Source organism: Nitrosomonas sp. H1_AOB3, assembly GCF_015709435.1.
Classification (GTDB): domain Bacteria; phylum Pseudomonadota; class Gammaproteobacteria; order Burkholderiales; family Nitrosomonadaceae; genus Nitrosomonas; species Nitrosomonas europaea.
In genome coordinates this window covers 2213773-2233365 of record NZ_CP054389.1, presented here as the reverse complement: position 1 = coordinate 2233365, position 19593 = coordinate 2213773, and the positions used below count along the sequence as shown (strand labels likewise).

23 protein-coding genes, 2 pseudogenes and 1 other annotated feature are annotated in these 19593 nt (G+C 56.0%); of the genes and pseudogenes, 11 read left to right on the top strand and 14 right to left on the bottom strand.

Going from position 1 to position 19593, the window contains the following annotated elements:
• Nucleotides 1–53: 53 nt before the first annotated feature.
• The 6 genes and pseudogenes from HRU73_RS10485 to HRU73_RS10460 all read left to right on the top strand — a co-directional run.
• Nucleotides 54–805, top strand: a pseudogene (locus HRU73_RS10485) (IS3 family transposase); the annotation flags it as partial.
• Nucleotides 341–457, top strand: a sequence feature (AL1L pseudoknot). Its footprint overlaps the pseudogene before it by 117 nt.
• Before the next feature lie 35 nt (nucleotides 806–840).
• Nucleotides 841–1200: an IS630 transposase-related protein gene (locus HRU73_RS10480; protein WP_287398649.1), complete on the top strand. Its 360-nt coding sequence runs from the start codon at nucleotides 841–843 to the stop codon at nucleotides 1198–1200.
• Nucleotides 1133–1675, top strand: coding sequence for an IS630 family transposase (locus HRU73_RS10475; RefSeq protein ID WP_353765135.1), 543 nt, complete (start codon nucleotides 1133–1135; stop codon nucleotides 1673–1675). Before HRU73_RS10480 ends, HRU73_RS10475 begins: the two co-directional genes overlap by 68 nt.
• A 3-nt stretch (nucleotides 1676–1678) precedes the next feature.
• Nucleotides 1679–2167 (top strand): annotated as a pseudogene (locus tag HRU73_RS10470) (IS3 family transposase); the annotation flags it as partial.
• A gap of 705 nt (nucleotides 2168–2872) precedes the next feature.
• Nucleotides 2873–3688 (top strand): sulfonamide-resistant dihydropteroate synthase Sul2, encoded by an 816-nt coding sequence (sul2, locus tag HRU73_RS10465; protein ID WP_001043260.1) that lies wholly within the window; start codon nucleotides 2873–2875, stop codon nucleotides 3686–3688.
• 86 nt (nucleotides 3689–3774) lie between these two features.
• The gene (locus tag HRU73_RS10460) at nucleotides 3775–4077 is read left to right on the top strand and encodes a phosphoglucosamine mutase (protein ID WP_000251875.1); all 303 of its coding nucleotides are present in this window, start codon (nucleotides 3775–3777) and stop codon (nucleotides 4075–4077) included.
• 175 nt (nucleotides 4078–4252) lie between these two features.
• Here HRU73_RS10460 and HRU73_RS10455 read toward each other — a convergent pair whose 3' ends face one another.
• The 3 genes from HRU73_RS10455 to HRU73_RS10445 all read right to left on the bottom strand — a co-directional run bounded on the left by HRU73_RS10455 (nucleotide 4253) and on the right by HRU73_RS10445 (nucleotide 6915).
• Complete coding sequence (locus tag HRU73_RS10455; RefSeq protein ID WP_001120888.1) at nucleotides 4253–5746, bottom strand: IS91-like element ISCR2 family transposase; 1494 nt, start codon at nucleotides 5744–5746, stop codon at nucleotides 4253–4255.
• A 210-nt stretch (nucleotides 5747–5956) separates the two neighbouring features.
• Nucleotides 5957–6181 (bottom strand): hypothetical protein, encoded by a 225-nt coding sequence (locus HRU73_RS10450; RefSeq protein WP_000743213.1) that lies wholly within the window; start codon nucleotides 6179–6181, stop codon nucleotides 5957–5959.
• Nucleotides 6178–6915: a recombinase family protein gene (locus HRU73_RS10445; RefSeq protein ID WP_001366550.1), complete on the bottom strand. Its 738-nt coding sequence runs from the start codon at nucleotides 6913–6915 to the stop codon at nucleotides 6178–6180. Before HRU73_RS10445 ends, HRU73_RS10450 begins: the two co-directional genes overlap by 4 nt.
• A 147-nt stretch (nucleotides 6916–7062) precedes the next feature.
• Here HRU73_RS10445 and HRU73_RS10440 point away from each other — a divergent pair, with 147 nt between their 5' ends.
• From HRU73_RS10440 to HRU73_RS10420, 5 genes are all read left to right on the top strand, one after another.
• Complete coding sequence (locus HRU73_RS10440) at nucleotides 7063–7395, top strand: ArsR/SmtB family transcription factor (protein ID WP_000447876.1); 333 nt, start codon at nucleotides 7063–7065, stop codon at nucleotides 7393–7395.
• Complete coding sequence (gene arsH / locus HRU73_RS10435) at nucleotides 7392–8159, top strand: arsenical resistance protein ArsH (protein ID WP_001239389.1); 768 nt, start codon at nucleotides 7392–7394, stop codon at nucleotides 8157–8159. Before HRU73_RS10440 ends, arsH begins: the two co-directional genes overlap by 4 nt.
• Nucleotides 8156–8662 carry an arsenate reductase ArsC gene (locus HRU73_RS10430; RefSeq protein ID WP_000140066.1) on the top strand — a complete coding sequence of 169 codons (507 nt, stop codon included), beginning with the start codon at nucleotides 8156–8158 and terminating at the stop codon, nucleotides 8660–8662. Before arsH ends, HRU73_RS10430 begins: the two co-directional genes overlap by 4 nt.
• 44 nt (nucleotides 8663–8706) lie before the next feature.
• Nucleotides 8707–9726: an ACR3 family arsenite efflux transporter gene (arsB, locus tag HRU73_RS10425; protein ID WP_005015323.1), complete on the top strand. Its 1020-nt coding sequence runs from the start codon at nucleotides 8707–8709 to the stop codon at nucleotides 9724–9726.
• Between the two features lie 114 nt (nucleotides 9727–9840).
• Nucleotides 9841–10044 carry a hypothetical protein gene (locus HRU73_RS10420; protein ID WP_000131871.1) on the top strand — a complete coding sequence of 68 codons (204 nt, stop codon included), beginning with the start codon at nucleotides 9841–9843 and terminating at the stop codon, nucleotides 10042–10044.
• Nucleotides 10045–10080: 36 nt separating this feature from the next.
• On the opposite strand, the gene HRU73_RS10415 is transcribed toward HRU73_RS10420, so the two are convergent.
• The 11 genes from HRU73_RS10415 to guaA all read right to left on the bottom strand — a co-directional run bounded on the left by HRU73_RS10415 (nucleotide 10081) and on the right by guaA (nucleotide 19585).
• Nucleotides 10081–10305, bottom strand: coding sequence for a type I toxin-antitoxin system ptaRNA1 family toxin (locus tag HRU73_RS10415; protein ID WP_000211355.1), 225 nt, complete (start codon nucleotides 10303–10305; stop codon nucleotides 10081–10083).
• 63 nt (nucleotides 10306–10368) lie between these two features.
• The gene (locus HRU73_RS10410) at nucleotides 10369–10617 is read right to left on the bottom strand and encodes a hypothetical protein (RefSeq protein ID WP_000213809.1); all 249 of its coding nucleotides are present in this window, start codon (nucleotides 10615–10617) and stop codon (nucleotides 10369–10371) included.
• Between the two features lie 4 nt (nucleotides 10618–10621).
• Nucleotides 10622–12049 carry a P-type conjugative transfer protein TrbL gene (trbL, locus tag HRU73_RS10405; RefSeq protein WP_001405816.1) on the bottom strand — a complete coding sequence of 476 codons (1428 nt, stop codon included), beginning with the start codon at nucleotides 12047–12049 and terminating at the stop codon, nucleotides 10622–10624.
• Between the two features lie 10 nt (nucleotides 12050–12059).
• A complete protein-coding gene (gene trbK, locus HRU73_RS10400) occupies nucleotides 12060–12296 on the bottom strand; it encodes an entry exclusion lipoprotein TrbK (protein WP_000718002.1) in 237 nt (78 codons plus the stop codon).
• A gap of 12 nt (nucleotides 12297–12308) precedes the next feature.
• Complete coding sequence (gene trbJ / locus HRU73_RS10395) at nucleotides 12309–13088, bottom strand: P-type conjugative transfer protein TrbJ (protein ID WP_000836966.1); 780 nt, start codon at nucleotides 13086–13088, stop codon at nucleotides 12309–12311.
• A gap of 140 nt (nucleotides 13089–13228) precedes the next feature.
• Nucleotides 13229–13417, bottom strand: a complete 189-nt coding sequence (locus HRU73_RS10390) for a FitA-like ribbon-helix-helix domain-containing protein (RefSeq protein ID WP_000024442.1) — start codon at nucleotides 13415–13417, stop codon at nucleotides 13229–13231.
• A 1032-nt stretch (nucleotides 13418–14449) separates the two neighbouring features.
• The gene (gene repC / locus HRU73_RS10385) at nucleotides 14450–15331 is read right to left on the bottom strand and encodes a replication protein C, IncQ-type (protein ID WP_000743064.1); all 882 of its coding nucleotides are present in this window, start codon (nucleotides 15329–15331) and stop codon (nucleotides 14450–14452) included.
• Nucleotides 15318–16145, bottom strand: a complete 828-nt coding sequence (locus HRU73_RS10380; protein ID WP_001162384.1) for a helicase RepA family protein — start codon at nucleotides 16143–16145, stop codon at nucleotides 15318–15320. The genes repC and HRU73_RS10380 overlap by 14 nt, the downstream gene beginning before the upstream one ends.
• A gap of 4 nt (nucleotides 16146–16149) precedes the next feature.
• A complete protein-coding gene (locus HRU73_RS10375; RefSeq protein WP_001179606.1) occupies nucleotides 16150–16371 on the bottom strand; it encodes a helix-turn-helix transcriptional regulator in 222 nt (73 codons plus the stop codon).
• A gap of 147 nt (nucleotides 16372–16518) precedes the next feature.
• Entirely contained in the window at nucleotides 16519–17721 is a 1203-nt protein-coding gene (locus tag HRU73_RS10370) for a tyrosine-type recombinase/integrase (RefSeq protein ID WP_000954590.1), read from the bottom strand.
• A 304-nt stretch (nucleotides 17722–18025) separates the two neighbouring features.
• The gene (gene guaA / locus HRU73_RS10365) at nucleotides 18026–19585 is read right to left on the bottom strand and encodes a glutamine-hydrolyzing GMP synthase (RefSeq protein WP_287398642.1); all 1560 of its coding nucleotides are present in this window, start codon (nucleotides 19583–19585) and stop codon (nucleotides 18026–18028) included.
• Nucleotides 19586–19593: the final 8 nt, after the last annotated feature.

The window sequence follows — 19593 nt, the reverse complement described above, 5'->3', positions numbered from 1 at the left end:
TTCTGAATCGCCCCGGGTTTTGAGGAGGCTCCAACTTTTGAGAGAATGGAGCCATGAATAAACAAAACAAGCAAAACAAGTTTTCCCCTGAAGTCCGTGAACGATCTGTTCGTCTGGTACAGGAACATCGAGGCGAATATCCATCGCTATGGGCGGCGGTTGAATCAATTGCACCCAAGATTGGCTGTGTGCCCTCCACGTTGCTGGAATGGGTTAAACGTAGCGAAATTAACAATGGCGCACGCGAAGGTCTGACAAGCAGTGAACGTGATCGCCTCAAGGCGTTGGAGCGTGAGAACAGGGAACTGCGCCGAGCCAATGAGATATTGAAAACAGCCAGTGCTTTTTTCGCCCAGGCGGAGCTCGACCGCGTTCTGAAGAAGTAAACGCTTACATTGATCAGTATCGGAGTATCTATGGGGTCGAGCCAGTCTGCAAGGTGTTGCAGGTTGCCCCTTCAGCGTACTGGCGCCATGCTGCCCGCCAGCGCTATCCACAATTACGCAGTGCGCGGGCTCGCAGAGATGAGTTGTTGATGGCTGATATCGGGCGTGTCTGGCAGGCCAATATGCAAGTCTATGGTGCACGCAAGATCTGGTATCAATTGCAACGTGAAGGTGTGACTGTGGCGCGTTGTACGGTTGAACGTCTGATGCGCCAGCTGGGTTTACAAGGTGCCCGACGGGGCAAAATCATTCGCACCACTGTTGTCCGGCAGAACGCGACTTGCCCGCGCGATCTCGTCAACCGGATGTTTCATGCCAATCGGCCCAATCAGCTGTGGGTCTCGGACTTCACCTATGTATAGCGAAGCTCATATAAATTGATTATAATTTATAGATGACTTATCCCATTTCATTTCGCCGCAAAGTTTTATCTGTTCGAGAGAAGGAAGGACTCACCATAGCGCAAACGGCGGCTCGTTTTTGTGTGGGGATTGCCAGCGTAACACGTTGGGTAAAAAATCCCGTTCCTAAAGAGAGCCGTAACAAACCGGCAACGAAGATCGACATGGCTGCGCTAGCCCATGATGTACGGGAATTTCCAGACGCCTATCAGGCCGAACGAGCTCGTCGACTGGGTGTAAGCGAAAAAGGTATCGGTCACGCACTGCGGCGTATGCACATCAGCTATAAAAAAAACACTGCAGCACCCCAAAGCGGACGAAGACAAACGGCACACCTTCCAGGAAGCGATTAAGGCGTATCAAGCTCAAAACCGCGTTATCGTCTATATTGACGAAAGTGGTTTTGCTCACGATATGCCACGAACACATGGGTATGCACCCATTGGTAAACGGTGTCACGGCAAGTGTAATTGGCACGCGAGAGGCCGTATCAATGTCATCGGTGCATTGATAGGCAAATGTCTTCTGACGGTGGGATTATTCAAAAATAATATCGATGCAGATACTTTTTTAGGCTGGACGATACACGATCTGTTGCCAAAACTCCCACCTGCATCGATTGTGGTCATGGATAACGCAACTTTCCATAAAAGACAGGATATTCAAAATGTAATCACACGAGGCGGGCACACGCTTGAATATCTGCCAGAGTATTCACCTGACCTTAATCCCATTGAGCACAAATGGGCACAAACCAAAGCAGTCAGAAAACAACAAAACCAAACCGTTGAGCAACTCTTTAAGATCGAATCATTTTATGTGACGTAGGCTATATCAACCTGGCAGGGCTGGTTGTACGTGGCTTTTGTTATCGATGTATTTGCCCGCCGCATCGTTGGCTGGCGTGTCAGCAGCACCATGAGTACGGATTTTGTGCTTGATGCGCTGGAGCAGGCTTTGTATGATCGCCGTCCTGCTGATACCCTGATTCATCATTCCGACAGAGGATCGCAATACGTGTCGATCCGTTATACCGAACGTCTGGCACAAGCCGGTATTGAACCGTCTGTCGGCAGTCGCGGTGACAGTTACGATAATGCGCTGGCTGAAACGATCAATGGCCTGTACAAGGCTGAACTGATACACAGGAGAGCTCCCTGGAAAACCAGGGCTGCTGTGGAGCTGGCAACTTTGGAATGGGTTGCCTGGTATAACCATCAACGCCTGCTTGGATCTATCGGGTATATTCCTCCAGCTCAGGCTGAAGAAAACTACCGACAAACCCAGGATAATAAGACATTGATGGATATTTTACTTTAACCAAATAGCCTCCTCGATTGTCGGGACGGTTCAGTTCCACGGTTTGTTCCAGTTCTCCAGTCCTTTCTGAGCCAAGCGGTCTTCGTTCAGGCTGTAACTTGGCATAGCTCCCCATACTCAGGAAATTACCAAACCCTACCAGAGAACGAAAAGCAGAACAGGCATGGGTTATCCTCTATCTAAAAACGGATTTGCTGTTTACGCCGCACACCGGACTCCAAGTGCTGTAACCTCGGCATCGGGCTCAAGATCATGCGGAATGGAGAACTCGATCATGATATCGGAGACTCTTGCCATAGCACGCTCTCCACCTACCATAACAAGCACCATTGATGATGTAATAAATATCGTTTATTGATTGCTAATTTTACATAAATCAATAATTTAAAAGAACAATCCTACTCCCACTCTATTGTAAACAAGACATTTTTATCTTTTATATTCAATGGCTTATTTTCCTGCTAATTGGTAATACCATGAAAAATACCATGCTCAGAAAAGGCTTAACAATATTTTGAAAAATTGCCTACTGAGCGCTGCCGCACAGCTCCATAGGCCGCTTTCCTGGCTTTGCTTCCAGATGTATGCTCTTCTGCTCCTGCAGCTAATGGATCACCGCAAACAGGTTACTCGCCTGGGGATTCCCTTTCGACCCGAGCATCCGTATGAGACTCATGCTCGATTATTATTATTATAGAAGCCCCCATGAATAAATCGCTCATCATTTTCGGCATCGTCAACATAACCTCGGACAGTTTCTCCGATGGAGGCCGGTATCTGGCGCCAGACGCAGCCATTGCGCAGGCGCGTAAGCTGATGGCCGAGGGGGCAGATGTGATCGACCTCGGTCCGGCATCCAGCAATCCCGACGCCGCGCCTGTTTCGTCCGACACAGAAATCGCGCGTATCGCGCCGGTGCTGGACGCGCTCAAGGCAGATGGCATTCCCGTCTCGCTCGACAGTTATCAACCCGCGACGCAAGCCTATGCCTTGTCGCGTGGTGTGGCCTATCTCAATGATATTCGCGGTTTTCCAGACGCTGCGTTCTATCCGCAATTGGCGAAATCATCTGCCAAACTCGTCGTTATGCATTCGGTGCAAGACGGGCAGGCAGATCGGCGCGAGGCACCCGCTGGCGACATCATGGATCACATTGCGGCGTTCTTTGACGCGCGCATCGCGGCGCTGACGGGTGCCGGTATCAAACGCAACCGCCTTGTCCTTGATCCCGGCATGGGGTTTTTTCTGGGGGCTGCTCCCGAAACCTCGCTCTCGGTGCTGGCGCGGTTCGATGAATTGCGGCTGCGCTTCGATTTGCCGGTGCTTCTGTCTGTTTCGCGCAAATCCTTTCTGCGCGCGCTCACAGGCCGTGGTCCGGGGGATGTCGGGGCCGCGACACTCGCTGCAGAGCTTGCCGCCGCCGCAGGTGGAGCTGACTTCATCCGCACACACGAGCCGCGCCCCTTGCGCGACGGGCTGGCGGTATTGGCGGCGCTGAAAGAAACCGCAAGAATTCGTTAACTGCACATTCGGGATATTTCTCTATATTCGCGGTTCAGCAGGCATGTCCCCTTTGAGGGCGACCCGACGACAGGATAATCGACCTTATGGTGCGCAAATATTTCGGCACAGACGGTATTCGTGGCAAAGCCAACGAAGGCGCGATGACGGCGGAAACCGCCTTGCGCGTCGGCATGGCGGCTGGCCGTGTCTTTCGTCGCGGTGACCACCGCCATCGTGTCGTGATCGGCAAGGATACGCGCCTGTCGGGCTATATGCTTGAACCCGCGCTCACAGCCGGTTTCACCTCGATGGGCATGGACGTATTCCTTTTTGGCCCGCTGCCGACAACGTATAGGAAGAATAAACGCCCTTTTCACCCAAGTCCAACAGCTTTGGACCGCAGTTGACTCTTTCGACACCCCTGCGATGCAACCCAATCCGGCTGACGGGGAGCCAGCAACGCTGAAAATTTACCCTCCTCTTTCCCACTAGCGGCTCCTTTTCCGACAACCAGCACGGCGGATCCCTGCCGCGGCGCTGTGAACGCAGCATTTTGATTGGTATCGTTGGCCTTCAGGCTCGTCAGTCAAACAGACCCAGGAGCAGCTCAGCCGGTGGCGCCCGGCTTTCGGGTAACGCCCTGGTCCCGCTGGTTTCGGCTTTGTGCTTCAGGTGATCAAGGATCTGCTTGATCACTATAGGGTCTTCAATGCAGGCGATGACTTTCATGGCGCCGCCGCAGCCGCTGCAGGTCTCGATGTCGATATTGAAAACACGCTTGAGCCGTTGCGCCCATGTCATCGACGCTCGCCGTTGTGCTGGTGTTGCCGGTTCATCAGCCACCCTGACCTTGTTGCCCCTGCCCCGTTTTGCCGGCGTGACCAACGCCCGGTGCCGACTGTTGGGTGCGAACACCCCGTGGAAGCGGGTTAGGTTGACTCTGGGCTTCGGTACCAGGGCGGCCAGCCTTGCAATGAAATCCAATGGTTCGAAAATGACGTGCGTGGTGCCGTCCCGGTACGGCGTCTTGAGCTGGTAGCGCACGTTGCCGCCTCGTGTTAACGACAGCCGCTTCTCGGATACCGCCGGGCGGCTGATGTACCGGCACAGCCGTTCGAGCTTCTTGCGTTCATCGGCCCTGGCCGCCACGCCGGCGTGCAGGCTGGACCCGGCTACCTTGCCAATCCCGTCACCGAACGGATCACCACTGGTCGGCAGAGTTTGCAAAGTGAACACCTTTCGCCCCGCCTGTGAACCGACAGCGATACGGTAAGTGATCGAGTGCCCCAGCAGGGGTGTCATCGGGTCGTCATCCACCGCATCCGAGGCCAGATAGCTGTTTTCGACATCCCGTTCCAGCAGGCCTTGCCGTTCCAGATAGCGACCCACCCGGTGGGCGATGGTGTGCGTCAGCTGGGTGAGCTCTGGGCTGGTCGGCGCCTTGACCCAGCGGAAACGCGCTGAGCCGTGGGATTGCTCGACATACACACCGTCGAGAAACAGCATGTGGAAGTGAACATTCAGATTGAGCGCCGATCCAAAACGCTGGATCAGGGTGACCGCGCCCGTCTTGGCCACTTGGTGGGTATGGCCCGCTTTCTTGACCAGGTGCGTGGCAATGACGCGGTAAACGATGCCCAGCACCCACCCCATGATCTCGGGCCGGCTGGCAAACAGGAAACGCAGCTGAAACGGGAAGCTCAACACCCACTGACGCATGGGTTGTTCAGGCAGTACTTCATCAACCAGCAAGGCGGCACTTTCGGCCATCCGCCGCGCCCCACAGCTCGGGCAGAAACCGCGACGCTTACAGCTGAAAGCGACCAGGTGCTCGGCGTGGCAAGACTCGCAGCGAACCCGTAGAAAGCCATGCTCCAGCCGCCCGCATTGGAGAAATTCTTCAAATTCCCGTTGCACATAGCCCGGCAATTCCTTTCCCTGCTCTGCCATAAGCGCAGCGAATGCCGGGTAATACTCGTCAACGATCTGATAGAGAAGGGTTTGCTCGGGTCGGTGGCTCTGGTAACGACCAGTATCCCGATCCCGGCTGGCCGTCCTGGCCGCCACATGAGGCATGTTCCGCGTCCTTGCAATACTGTGTTTACATACAGTCTATCGCTTAGCGGAAAGTTCTTTTACCCTCAGCCGAAATGCCTGCCGTTGCTAGACATTGCCAGCCAGTGCCCGTCACTCCCACTCGATTGTAAACAAGCACACAAAACCCTTTAGTGACAACAATTTGCAAGAACTATCAGGCTCAGTGCCATGAAAAATACCATGACCAGATCATGAGGTTGAACACGGCTTGCGCCGGCAGCGTTCACGCTCCTGGTCGGCGATCTCGCCCGGCTGCAATGCTAGCTCAGCATCGGTCATGCGCTCCAGCACGTCGCGTAGGCGGATGGTGCAAGGAATGGGCGGCAGCTCGAACTCATAGCCGCCGGCGATCATTTCGGCCGCAATCTCCTCGGTGATGAAAAACGGCTCGTCGTCTTGGTTCGGCTTCTTCATGCCCTTTCCTCCTGGCGCTCATCCTGGCCGACAGCGGCCAGGGCATCGGCTTCCGTCAATGCGTCCTCCACGAACGCGCCGTGCTGCTTCGCTTCGGCCTGGCTGACCTCGGCCCATATCCGTTTCACCTGGGCCGCACTGTACCCGGCCAGCTCGGCGGTCTTGTTGATGCTGTAGCCGGACTTGCGCAGCGCGACAACTTGGGCGCGGCGCTTCGGATCAGCACGGCGGCCCTTGTACCGCCCGGCCTGGCGGGCCAACTCAATGCCTTGGCGCTGGCGTTCGCGCCTGTCCTCGTAGTCGTCGCGGGCCATCTGCAAGGCCAGGCGAAAAAGCATGATCTGCACGGCTTCCAGCACGATCTTGGCGACGCCCTGGGCCTCGGCCGCCAGGTCGGATAGATCGACCACGCCAGGGACGGCCAGGCGTGCGCCTTTGGCCTGTATCGAGGCCACCAGGCGCTCGGCCTCGGGCAAAGGTAGGCGGCTGATGCGGTCGATCTTCTCGGCAATGACCACCTCGCCGGGCTGTAGGTCGCCGATCATGCGCAGCAGCTCAGGCCGGTCGGCGCGTGCGCCGGATGCCTTCTCACGGTAGATGCCGGCGACGTAGTAGCCGGCGGCCTTCGCGGCCGTAGTGATCGCCTCTTGGCGTTCCAAGTCCTGCGCGTCGGTGCTGACGCGCAGATAGACCCGCGCCACCATCGGCGCGGCTACTGGCTTCGTCCTGCGCATACTTGCGGGCTCCTTTGGGCATACTCAAATGCACCCATCTTAAACTGGCAGGCCAATTTATCACATATCGATCTAAATGCGCCTAGCTCATTTTTACAGCTTAAATGAGCTATTGAGCACACTCCATATTTCGACTATTATTGAAACATGGAAACGATAAATGCTGTAGCCGCCCTGGCGGCCATCGCTCAAGAATCGCGCCTCGCGGTGTTCCGGCTTCTCGTCCAGGCCGGCCCCGCCGGCATGGCCGCCGGAAAAATCAGCGAAGCGGCCGGCATCCCGCCGTCTTCGCTATCCTTCCACCTGAAAGAGCTGGCACACGCCGGCATGGTCACGTCGCGGCAAGAAGGCCGATTTGTGATCTACGAGGCGAACTTTTCGACGGCCACTAACCTGGTGGCCTTTCTCACGGAAAACTGCTGCGGCGGCCAGGTGTGCAACCTGTCTTGCACCACGGAAGCCGGGAAGGTGTTGGCATGAGACTTCGCCATCTTTCCGACCCCGATTCTTTGCCCGCTTTGGACAAATCCTTTGCCATCGAGCGCCCGGCGCTCGGGCTGGCACCCGACGCCCCGCCGGTGCGTATCCTGCTGCTGTATGGCTCGCTGCGCGCCCGCTCGTTCTCACGGCTGGCCGTCGAGGAAGCGGCCCGGCTGCTGCAATTCTTTGGCGCAGAAACACGCATCTTCGACCCGTCCGATTTGCCGTTGCCCGATCAAGTGCAAAGCGACGATCACCCGGCCGTCAAGGAGCTGCGCGCCCTGTCCGAGTGGTCAGAGGGACAAGTCTGGTGCAGCCCGGAACGCCACGGTCAGATTACCAGTGTCATGAAGGCGCAGATTGACCATCTGCCGCTTGAAATGGCCGGCATCCGGCCGACCCAAGGCCGCACCCTGGCCGTGATGCAGGTATCCGGCGGCTCGCAGAGCTTCAACGCCGTGAACACCTTGCGTCTGCTCGGCCGCTGGATGCGAATGTTCACCATTCCGAACCAGTCGAGTATCGCCAAAGCGTTCCAAGAGTTCGACGCGGCGGGCCGCATGAAGCCCTCGCCGTACTACGACCGAATAGCCGATGTGATGGAAGAACTGGTGCGCTTCACGGCGCTGGTACGGCCGCACCGTGAAGCACTGACAGACCGCTATTCCGAACGGAAAGCGGCCGGCCACGTCATCGACGAGGCCACCGATCTTTCATCCATCGCCATTGCTCCCCAGCCACTACCAGAAAGCGAAACATCATGACCGAAAGAATCTATAACGTCCTCATCCTCTGCACCGGCAATTCGGCGCGCAGCATCATGGCCGAAGCTCTCATCAACACGATGGGGCAAGGGCGCTTCCGCGCCTACAGCGCCGGCAGTCACCCAACCGGCAAGGTCAATCCCTTCGCCGTCGAAAAGGTGGAGTCGGTGAATTACCCGACCGAGAATCTGCGCAGCAAGAGCTGGGACGAGTACGCCACGCCCGACGCACCGAAGATGGACTTCATCATCACCGTCTGCGACAACGCCGCCGGCGAAATGTGTCCGGTGTGGCCTGGTCAGCCGATCTCGGCGCATTGGGGATTTGAAGACCCGGCCGCCGTCGAAGGCACTGACGCCGAGAAGCGCCGGGCCTTCGAACAAACCTTCCGGCACATGATGAACCGCGTCCGCCTGTTCGTGAATCTGCCTCTCAAAATGCTTGACCAGACGGCCATCAAGCGCGAGCTGGCGAACATCGGCAAGACCGAGCAGGAAGCATGAGCGCCGGCGCACAGGCCATCGCCGCGAAGCCGCGCCAGGCCCCGATGAGCGGCTTCGAGCGTTACCTGACGCTGTGGGTGGCCCTGTGCATCGTCGCCGGTGTTGCGCTCGGCCAGGGCCTTCCTGACGTGTTCCAGGCCATAGGCCGCATGGAAGTGGCCCAGGTCAATTTGCCGGTGGGCCTGCTGATTTGGGTAATGATCGTCCCGATGCTGGTCAAGATCGACTTCGGGGCGCTGCACCAGGTCAAAGAGCATTGGCGCGGCATCGGCGTCACGCTGTTCGTGAATTGGGCCGTCAAGCCATTCTCGATGGCCCTGCTGGGGTGGCTGTTCATCCGACAAGTGTTCGCTCCGTTCCTGCCGGCCGATCAACTGGACAGCTACATCGCGGGCTTGATCTTGCTGGCCGCCGCGCCCTGCACGGCAATGGTGTTCGTGTGGAGCCGCCTTACCAACGGCGACCCGCTTTTCACGCTCTCGCAAGTGGCTCTGAACGACGCCATCATGATCGTGGCCTTCGCGCCCATCGTCGGCCTGCTGCTGGGCATGTCCTCGATCTCGGTGCCTTGGGACACGCTGCTGATTTCGGTCGTGCTCTACATCATCGTGCCGGTGATCCTGGCGCAGCTCTTGCGGCGGCATCTGCTCAAGCAAGGACAGGCCGCCTTTGAACGGGCCATGCAGAAGATCGGGCCGTGGTCGATGGCCGCGCTGCTGCTGACGTTGGTTCTACTGTTCGCCTTCCAGGGCGAGGCCATCATCCGGCAGCCGTTAGTGATCGCCATGCTAGCCGTGCCGATCTTGATTCAAGTGTTCTTCAATTCCGGGTTAGCCTACTGGCTGAACAAGCGGGCGGGGGAAAAGCACTCTGTCGCCTGTCCTTCGGCCCTGATCGGTGCCAGCAACTTCTTCGAGCTGGCCGTGGCGGCCGCCATCAGCTTGTTCGGTCTGCACTCCGGCGCTGCATTGGCAACCGTGGTCGGCGTCCTGGTCGAAGTGCCGGTGATGCTGCTGGTCGTGCGCGTGGTGAATCGCTCGAAGAGCTGGTACGAACGAGGTTGAACATGAGTAGGAAAAAACTGAGGAAATGATTGCAGATTGCCGCGCCGGCCGCTTCCTGGCGCATTCGATCACTGACCTGGAACACCTAGTATCCATGCTTGCTGAGGTCGCCCGATGACAGACCCAAAGAACCTAGAGAACAGGCTGCATGAGAAGGCCGACCCGGCCCGCGCCGTTTCCACTGGTCGGGTGCGCTACACACTGGCCGAACTACTGGCCGACGCGGAAGCATCCGGGGCTTACCCGCTGCCGCCGGAGGAACGCGAATGGATGGATGCGCCGTCTGTGGGTCGGGAATGGCCAAACAGTGAAGATTGAAAAAGGCGGCCAGTTCGAGTGGCCGCCCTTTCGTCATTAGCTGCACGCTTGGCGCAAGGCGTTCATTGCTTCTTGAAAATCAGCCTGTGTCGCCCGGCCCGTTTCAGCTTGGTAGTACACCACCATAAAAGCATTAGCGACGGCTTCGGCCAATGGCCCAAGGCTCCGCGCTTCCGCTTGGTTGATGTACTCCAAAGAAGAAAGAATAGCCGCTGCTTGATGCACTGCTTGCCCTGGTTCGATAATATGTTGTGTTGTCATAATTCACCTCTCCAGTAGGTGTTGATTGAAAGTGCCGGGCTGGTTGTGGCCAGCCCGGTGCGCCTACAGGTACAGCCCCGCCGCCTCCGCGAATGCTGACCGCTCATTCCTGCCGCCATTAACCTCAATACTTATCGGCTTAGTTTCGCTCTCTCTCATAGGGTCTGGCCGTGATACAAAAGCGGCTGTTTCTGTCTCTGCATCGACCTCGGTCGATTGATCACCCAGCGGCGAAATAAATACCTGGCTGACTTCTTCCCTTGGCGCTTCATCCAGGGCCGCCAATGCGGCCATGTATGTTGATGTCGTCATCGTGCTAACTCCTGACTTCGTTACTATCTGGGCCAGAATCGGCGCCCAAGCTATTGCCCTCGAACTGGCCAGATTGGCTTGCTTCTTTCGGCTCCATGCTTTCGCGTATCGAAGCAGCCAGTTTTCCGCCTGTGGTTTCGCTCACTCGCTCCTGGAATCCCTGCTTCACTTGAGAGCCGACACCCTTGGCTAACTCGGAGGCCGTGCCTGTGGCCAGCTTCGCGGCCTTGGCAAAGCCGCCACCGCTTGAGCTACTGCCGCTGTCACCAAAGCCAGCCGCTTGGGCGAATGGGCTACTGCCAGCAGTACCCGCTTCACCACCACCGTTTCCGCCACTGCTGACAACTGACCCCATGCTGGACATGTCACCGCCGGTTTCCATACTCGCTGATGCTTTCTGAAAAGCCGCTTGGAGTGCACTTGCACCTCCGGCTGCACCGGCTGCGGCACCCATAACCGCTTTACCTGCCAGGGCAGCGCCGCCAGTTGCCATACTGGCCGCCGTCACCGCCGCCCCAACTGCCGCACCCGCACCGAAGTTTCCAATTCCACCGGCTGCGCCAATACCACCACCAGACACAAGACCAGAAATCATCGGCGGAACTTTGTTGACCAAGAAAAGCAAGATGACCGATATAACCAACATCACGGCCAGTTCCTGGGATGCCATGTTCTCGCTGATTTGCGTGTAGTAGTGATTGATGAACTCTTTGCCAATCGCAACCAGAAGCACCATTGCCATAAGCTGTGCGGCCAGGCCCAGCACGGTCTTGTAGTAATTGATCGCCATGTCGGAAGTCCAACGACTTCCACCAAAGCCAAGGAAGAACACACCGGCATACAACAGAATCCAGGCTGATGCGAGCAACAGCAACAGGTTGACCGCAATCAACGCCAGGACAAACAAAACAGCCAGGGCCATTAGCTCCATGACCAGAGCAGTTGCCATCTGCCGCCATCCCAGCTCCGAGGTGGCCTGTACTGTGCGGTTGTATAACTCGAAACCAAGATCAAGGATGCTGGAGGGCCCAAGATTGCTATTGGAAAGTCCCCCCGCCTGCGCGCCCAGAGTTTGCAATGACTGAACAATCGTACCGGCGATATTCATGCCCTGGTTCGCATTCGTCAGCAACCACCAGAAAAAGCCGGTGAAGATCGTGAAGCGAACGAACTCCGCGAAGAACTCGCCAATGTCGGCCTTGCGCAAAGCCATCATGCCGAATGTCCAGACCATCGAAATCACAACCAGCGTCCAGAACAAACGCGATGCAGCGGACTCAATAGCTGGCCCCCATGTTGCGGCAGCATCATGAAAACGCTTGAGCACATCATTCATAACACCGCTGCTACTTAGCTCCTGCGCCATTGCAGGTTCAGCCAGCACCATTGTGGCGACCATCATCAAGCCACCTAGAGCAATTTTCTTTCTCATGGCGACCACCTCAATAATCATCTTTAGGGCTGGGCTTGAACTCCCACTGACGCATCTGCTTGGCCTTCTGGAATGCTCTGCATTCCTCGGTAAAGGCCTCTCGGTTCGCTTCGCTGCGCATTTCATTCAGTGCTGCCTGGAACGCATCGGGGGCACACGTCGCCGCATTTGGTTCGGGCATCCTTTCCTGTTCACATCCAGCCAACAACAGCAACGTAGCCGCGGTAGTAAAAAAGATTTTTTTCATCTCACCGCCTCCCTAGTAGTTGTCTGCCGGACTCGGGCGAAACGTCCAGGTACGCATTTGCTCGGCCCTGGCATCACCTCGCGCCTCGGCATCGAGTTCTGCTGCAATCCGGGCTGCCTCCGCGTTGTGTTGGGCGGTCAACATGGTGCGAATCTGCAAGAGCTGATTGGCCTGCTGGCTGGCGAGCTGGTTGGCGTAGCCGATGGCCTGTAGCTGGCCAGTTGCACCCTGGGCCGCGCCTTGCAGCCGCTCCAGGGTACGGGCGTCATCCTTCAAAGCCTTTTGCTGGTCGGCAACGGTCTGGAACAGGGCATCGTTGGCCTTCTTTTGCGACTCTGACGCCAGGCGGCGGTTCTCTTCCATCGCTGCCTTTTCGGCCGGCGTGCATCCGCCGCTGCCGTTGAAGCATGGCGAGCTGCGGTAATAGGCCACGTCCTGAAACTTGGCCAGGTAACGATCCAGGCTGCCTAGCTGGTTCTCGTAATAGGCCAGCGTGTTTTGCGCGGCAATCAGCCGGTTGATCGTAGTCTGCGCCTGATCCCAGATATACGCGGCTGGGGCCATCGTGTTCTGGAGCTGATTTTCGTACTGCTGCAACTGGGTCTGGTACTGCTCAATCTGCTTGAGCGTCTGCGCCACCGACTCGATGGCCGTCATGATGTTCTGGGCCAGGTTGCCGCCGTCGATGACGGGGATACCAGCTTGCACAGGGGCGGTGGTAGTGGTGATAAAGCCGGTTGCGAGTGCAACGGCTAGAGCGGTTTTTTTAGCCGCTAAAATTTTGGACTTCATGGTCGTACTCCGTCGATGAAAAGAAGGCATTGCCTTGACCAAGCGTTGTGCTTGTTCTCGGCAACGTTTCATCGAAGAGCTACGCCACTAGCTGATCGGTATTGCCCTTGGCGCTGAGGCCCGGACTTACAAACGTAAAACTACTCTGTTTTTTTATCGCTTTCGGACAAGCCAACTTCCCGGCCAATCTCTTCAAGCTCTAGCGGCTGTACTGCCGCCGTCAGTATTTCGCGTATTTCCGCGTCGGTGCTCCTATCGTTGAGCGCTGCTCGAACTTTCAACGCACGGTGCACCTCGGCGGGTAAATTCCTGATAAGCACATTTGCCATATCAATACCCTTTTGGTGTACCCGACAACCATGCTATCAAAGATATTAAAAATAGCAAGACCTATACTCTTGCAACCGGCGGTAGCCGATCAGCCCCGCAGGGCAGGATTCCCGTTGAGTGCCCCCGGCGCGAATAAGGGACAGTGAAGATAGATAACCGGCTTGCCGGTTAGCTAACTTCACCCATCCTGCCCGCATTTCACCCACTATTGAAAATCTAGCGCATATCGAACGTAAAGCGTTTTATCGTCAAACAAACACCGATTCTTGGCAACATAACCGTAATCGTCACCAAATCGGCCTGCAATCGACATAGTCGCTTCAAAATCGCTGCTCAATCGGCTTTAAATCGGAACCTAAAATGCCAACAATCGACACAAACCATTCGCCCCGATGGGGCGAGTTGGACGCCAAAAAAGAAGGGCATAACCCGCCCCTCAAGTGTCAATGAACACAAGAAATTTGCCTCCCCTCCCGTCATACCACTAAGGCGACGTATTGATACTTGAGGGGCAACCTTTCCTGATGTTGACACCTTCACGCAGGTTACTGGTTATGGGCGTCCAACACACACGGCTCATTCCTGCTTGGTAATAATAAGAATAATAATCTTCTTATTATTCTTACCGAACGAATGGGCACTGCTTAGCCATTTCACGTTTCGAGCCAAGGTTTCAGTACAGATAACTACAAGTGCACACAGCGGCCCTCCAGCACCGTTAGACGCAGATTCTGCTTCAGCTCATGGAATAAGGGACTCCGGGTTGTTTTCCCCTCTCACAAGGCGTTTCAGCGGCCACTGAAGCCGCCTTCTCTTCTTGGCGTTAAACCATCGGCCTATGGCCGATTGATAAAGCCCGCCAGGGCTTTATTGGCAAGGTCAGAACGCGCCCTCAAGGCGCGAGCTGCACCGCGCATGATGGATTATCTTTAGATAATCTTGGATGGATTTCCCAAACTGCCCGCAAAGCAGCGCACCGTCTGGGTTTTCCAAATTGGGACGGGGAACGTTACGACGGCAGAAGGGGAGCGTTACGACGGTAACAAGGGAACGTTACGACGGTAAACGGGTGCAGTTGCCGTGGGGCCAGGCCTCTTGATCTCCCATTTTCCCTTGGCGTATTCGTTCACTACCCAACCCACGGCGGCAAGTTCGGCCAGTGCCTTCCGGGCAGTCTGACGGCGTTTTTTCATAGCTTCGGCATTGGCTTCATCTGGCCAGACATAGCCGCAAAGCGTGTCCAGTTCCACGCGCCCGGATTTGCCGGGGTCGATCCAGCCGCATAGCCGTTGGTGCATCAGCCGTGCCGGATCAGTCTGTAGCACCCGCACTTCCGCCATGTCGATACGGGCATATGGACGATGCCCCAGGATCGCTTCGGCAATACGCGGATTCAGGGCAACCCATAGCCTGCCGTCCGTCTCGTCAAAAGCATGACTCATCAGGTGGAACGCGGCTTGCCGCCGTCCCTTCGTCACAAGGATGGTGACGTTCGACATGCGCAGCAGGCTGGCTTTGAGCGCCTTGATGTTGTCGCCGCTATCCGTCATGCCCGTTTCTGAGAGCAGTTTGGTCAGGCTCTCACGAACCACCAAGCCGTCTTGCTCAATGGCTTCGAAACGGGGTTCAAGGAATAGCCGTAGCTGTCGCCCCGTCTCACTGGTCGGTTCCGGGGTTAGCAAGATGCCGTTCGGGCCGCCAAGGGCCACGATGCCTTGCAAAAGACGCATATCATCGGCCCCGAGAGGTTCGAATCCGACGAAACGCATGGATTCGTCCTCGCCAAAGGTGTAGGTCACGTCCAGCTTGCAGCGTTTGCGATCGCCACGCTTGAGGCTGCGGAACAGGCCAGGTGCCAAACAGTGCGCGGGATCATGTCGGACGTGGGTCAGGTCATGCTTAGGCTTCTTCACGCTGTCTCCTTTTCACCTTGCACTGCCGCTCCAGTACAGCAGGCTTCAACACGCCGCCGTCGTGCCGTCTAAACCAGAGTTCTTGAAAAGGTGCGCCATAGTTGGCCTTGCTGACGCCAAAGCGGACAAAATACCCACGCTGACAATCATCGACCCCCAGTATCTCGGCCTCGCCTTGCGTCATGCCGGATAGGTACGATTGCCAACGGATGTTATCAACCAGTACGGACGATCCACGACTGGCCTGCTGTTGATCGCCCGACCCCATCATGGCTGCGCTTTTACTCGCGTGGTGCAGAAACACAATGGAGCAGCCTGTATCAGCGGCTATGGCCTCCATGTGCCCAACAACCTGCGCCATCGGCCCGCTAGCGTTCTCCTCCTCAATGTGGAAGCGCCGCAAAGTGTCCAAGATCATCAAGCGACGACCTTCAGCGGCTCGTTTGAGAGCATCGAACCAGCTAGCAGCCATGATGTTTGGGCATTTACCGATCAAGGGTTCAATGAGCAAACCATCAGCCACGGCTTGCCGTTCCGCTGCGCTGAGGTGTGCCCCAAGGGCGTGCAGACGATGGTGAATAGCGGCCGGTGGATCTTCAGCAGGCAGATAGACCACTTGCCCGGTGGGAAACTCGCCTATTTCAAGTAAATCAGGCCCGCCTGCAATCTGTGCAGCCAATTGAAGGGCCAACATGGATTTACCAGCCCCACCAGGCGACACAAGAGCACCAACAGTGCCAGCAACCATATTAGGCAGAACATAATCAATGGGTGGCGGCAATTCCGTGAAAGCCGCCATAAGATCAAGAGCCATATAACTAGCCCTCTATAGGGCCAGGTCGCGCAGCTTGATCACCCGATGATTTACGTGCCTCAATCCACTCTTCGACCTCTGACAAATCCCAGGCGACATTTCTACTGGTTAACGCGATACGGCGTGGAAAATCCCCTCGCTGCTCCAGGTTATAAATTGTTCGTGTCGAAAGCGGGATCATCTCCAGGAGCTTCTTCCTGTTGATGAGGGTCTTTATATTTTGCATGGGTCAATACCTCTCAAATGAATAGTTGCTATTCATCGAGTAGCTGCGCGAAGCAGCTAATCGGTAATTGACCTGCCCGATGCCAATGGCGGCCTTATTTATAAATTCACGGCATCAACTTCAATGCTATCAAAGATAGCAAAAACATCAACCCTTACTGCCTCCCGAAGTCCACTCATCAATCATATCGGCCCAATCCTGCAACATCGCCGCCCGCTGCTCGCGGTACTCAGCCTTGTTGTAGACAGCCCTCACGCCCTTCTGCTCGTGCGCCAGGCACTTCTCGATCCAGTCGGTGTTGTAGCCGGCCTCATGCAACAGCGTGCTGGCTGTGCGCCGCAAATCATGCGGTCCGAACTTGGTAAGTGACTTCCCATCTTTCTGCGCCGCCTTGTAAGTCAGCGTCAGCACCTGGTTAAGTGTGGCAGCGCTCATCGGCGCATCCGAGTCGTACCGTGATGGCAAAACGAAGTCGGAACCACCGGCAAAGGTTTTCATGGCAATGAAAATATCCAGAGCCTGCTGGGACAGAAATACCAGGTGCGGGTTACGGCGTTTCATCCGCTCCTTTGGAATCGTCCACAACGCTTCGCTGAAATTGATCTCGCTCCAGGTCGCATTGGTCAGCTCGCTCTTGCGCACCATCGTCAGCAATAACAGCTTGGCCGCCGCACGGTTTGTTGGGCTTGTGCCCACTCGCTCCATGTACTGGTACATCAGCCCAATTTCTTCTGGCGTCAACGCTCGGTCACGTGGCTCGAATCGAGCGATGCTTGTTGGGCGCACCAGTTCTGCCGGGTTTTCGACCTTCTGCCCACGCTCGATGGCCCAGCGAAATACCTGCAACACGATTTCACGCACATGAACGGCGGTGGCCGGTGCGCCTCGCTCAACAATGGCATCAGCCAGCGCCCGCAAGTCTTCGTGGGTGATCTCCACCAGCTTCTGATTGCTGAATTTCGGCTTCAGCTCACGCTCATAAACCGAGCGGCGCATATCGCGGGTGGAGTCGGCCATCTGGTAGCCACGCAGCCACTTCTCCGCCCAGGCACCGAACGTCTCTGCATCTTTCACCCGCGCCTTGTCTCGGGCTTTCTCCTTGGCCGGCGACTTGCCCGCCGCAACCATCTTCTTGGCGTCACCCAACAGCTCGCGGGCTTCGGCCAGGGTGATGCCACCGACACCATAACGCCCAAAGGTGATGGTCTCCTGCCGACCGTTGATTGAGTAGTTGTAACGGAACGAGATGGAGCCGGCTGGAGTCACTGCCACATAGAGACCTTCCCGGTCATTCACTTTGTAGAGTTTGTCCCTGGGCTTGAGATTGCGCAGCTTGGTATCGGTCAGCATGTACCTTGTCCTTCTTCGTCTCCGATACCATGCTGAAAAAATCTCGAATTTATCGTATTTTTTCTTACGAAACAGTAACTTATAGAATATTAATACCATGAACACACAAAAGAACGCAGCATGGTATCGGCATCAATCATGGCATCGCCAAACCATAATACCAGCTTTAATGCCATGCTCAAACGGTGCTTGGCGCTTCCTCCCGTTGCCAGATCGTGCCAAACACAAACAAAAAAAAGCCCGCAATTACGCGGGCTTAGCGGCATTTCATGCCATCAGGTGCCTGGCTGTGCCAGACGCGGAATCATTCCCACTCGATCGTTGCCGGGGGTTTGCCTGATATATCATAGACCACACGGTTGATACCGCGGATTTCATTGATGATGCGATTTGAGATTCTGGAGAGGAGGGTGTAGGGCAGTTCTGCCCAGTGTGCGGTCATGAAATCTTCGGTCTGAACAGCGCGTAAGGCGACTACATATTCATAACTGCGATTGTCTCCCATGACGCCAACTGATTTTATCGGCAGGAAAACGGCAAATGCCTGAGAGGTTTTTTCGTACCAGCCGGCATTTCTCAGTTCTTCGATGAAAATGGCATCAGCCTGACGCAGTAACTCGGTGTATTCATATTTGACTTCTCCCAGAATACGGACACCCAGTCCCGGGCCGGGGAATGGATGGCGGAACACCAGATCATGCGGCAATCCCAGTGCCAGGCCAAGTTCACGTACTTCATCCTTGAACAGTTCGCGCAGTGGCTCCAGCAGTTTGAGGTGAAGTGTTTCCGGTAAACCGCCCACGTTATGGTGGGATTTGATAACGCCTGCTTTCTTGGTGTGGCTGCCAGCGGATTCAATGACATCAGGATAGATGGTGCCCTGTGCCAGCCATTTTGCATTTTCGATCTTTTCCGCTTCCTGCTGGAAGATTTCCACGAACTCACGGCCGATGGTACGGCGTTTCTGTTCAGGGTCGGTGATTCCTTTCAGTTGTTCCAGAAACTGCCTGCCGGCATCGATGTAAATGACATTGACCGCAAGGTTCCGGCTGAAGGTTTCCATGATCTGCTTGGCTTCGTTCAGGCGAAGCAGGCCGTTGTCCACGAATACGCATACCAGTTGATCGCCAATGGCACGATGAATGAGTGCAGCGGCTACGGATGAATCCACCCCTCCAGATAGCCCCAGGACGACTTTATCATTCCCGACACGGGCACGAATCCGGCCAATGGCTTCTTCCACATAATCAGGCATGTTCCAGTCATAGTCTGCGCCGCAGATATCATGCACGAAGTGATCGAGAATTGCCTTGCCCTGTCGTGTGTGGGTGACTTCAGGGTGAAACTGTACTCCGTAAAAGTTGCGCGTTTCATCCGCCATGGCAGCGAAGGGAGTCGCTGCATTGGAGGCAATGGCAGTGAAACCCGGTGGCAGTTTGTTGACACGGTCGCCATGGCTCATCCAGACGTCAAGAGCCGGTTTGCCATCGGAGTTAATGCGGTCCTGTATGCCATGGAACAGCTTGCACGGCGCAGTCAGCAGCTCTGCGTAACCGAATTCACGCGTCTGTGCATCTTCCACTTCTCCACCGAGCTGAGCTGCCATGGCTTGCATTCCATAACAAATACCGAGGACGGGAACCCCCAGCTCGAACACGATTTGCGGCACACGTGGCGCATCCTCAGTGAAAGTCGAAGCTGGCCCGCCGGAGAGAATAATACCGATAGGTGCAAATTCCCGGATGAATTGCGGGCTGACATCAAAGGGATGGAGTTCACAGTAAACATTGGTCTCGCGAATGCGCCGGGCAATCAGCCGGGTGTATTGCGAGCCAAAATCCAGGATGAGAATGGCTGAATGCATATCAGAAA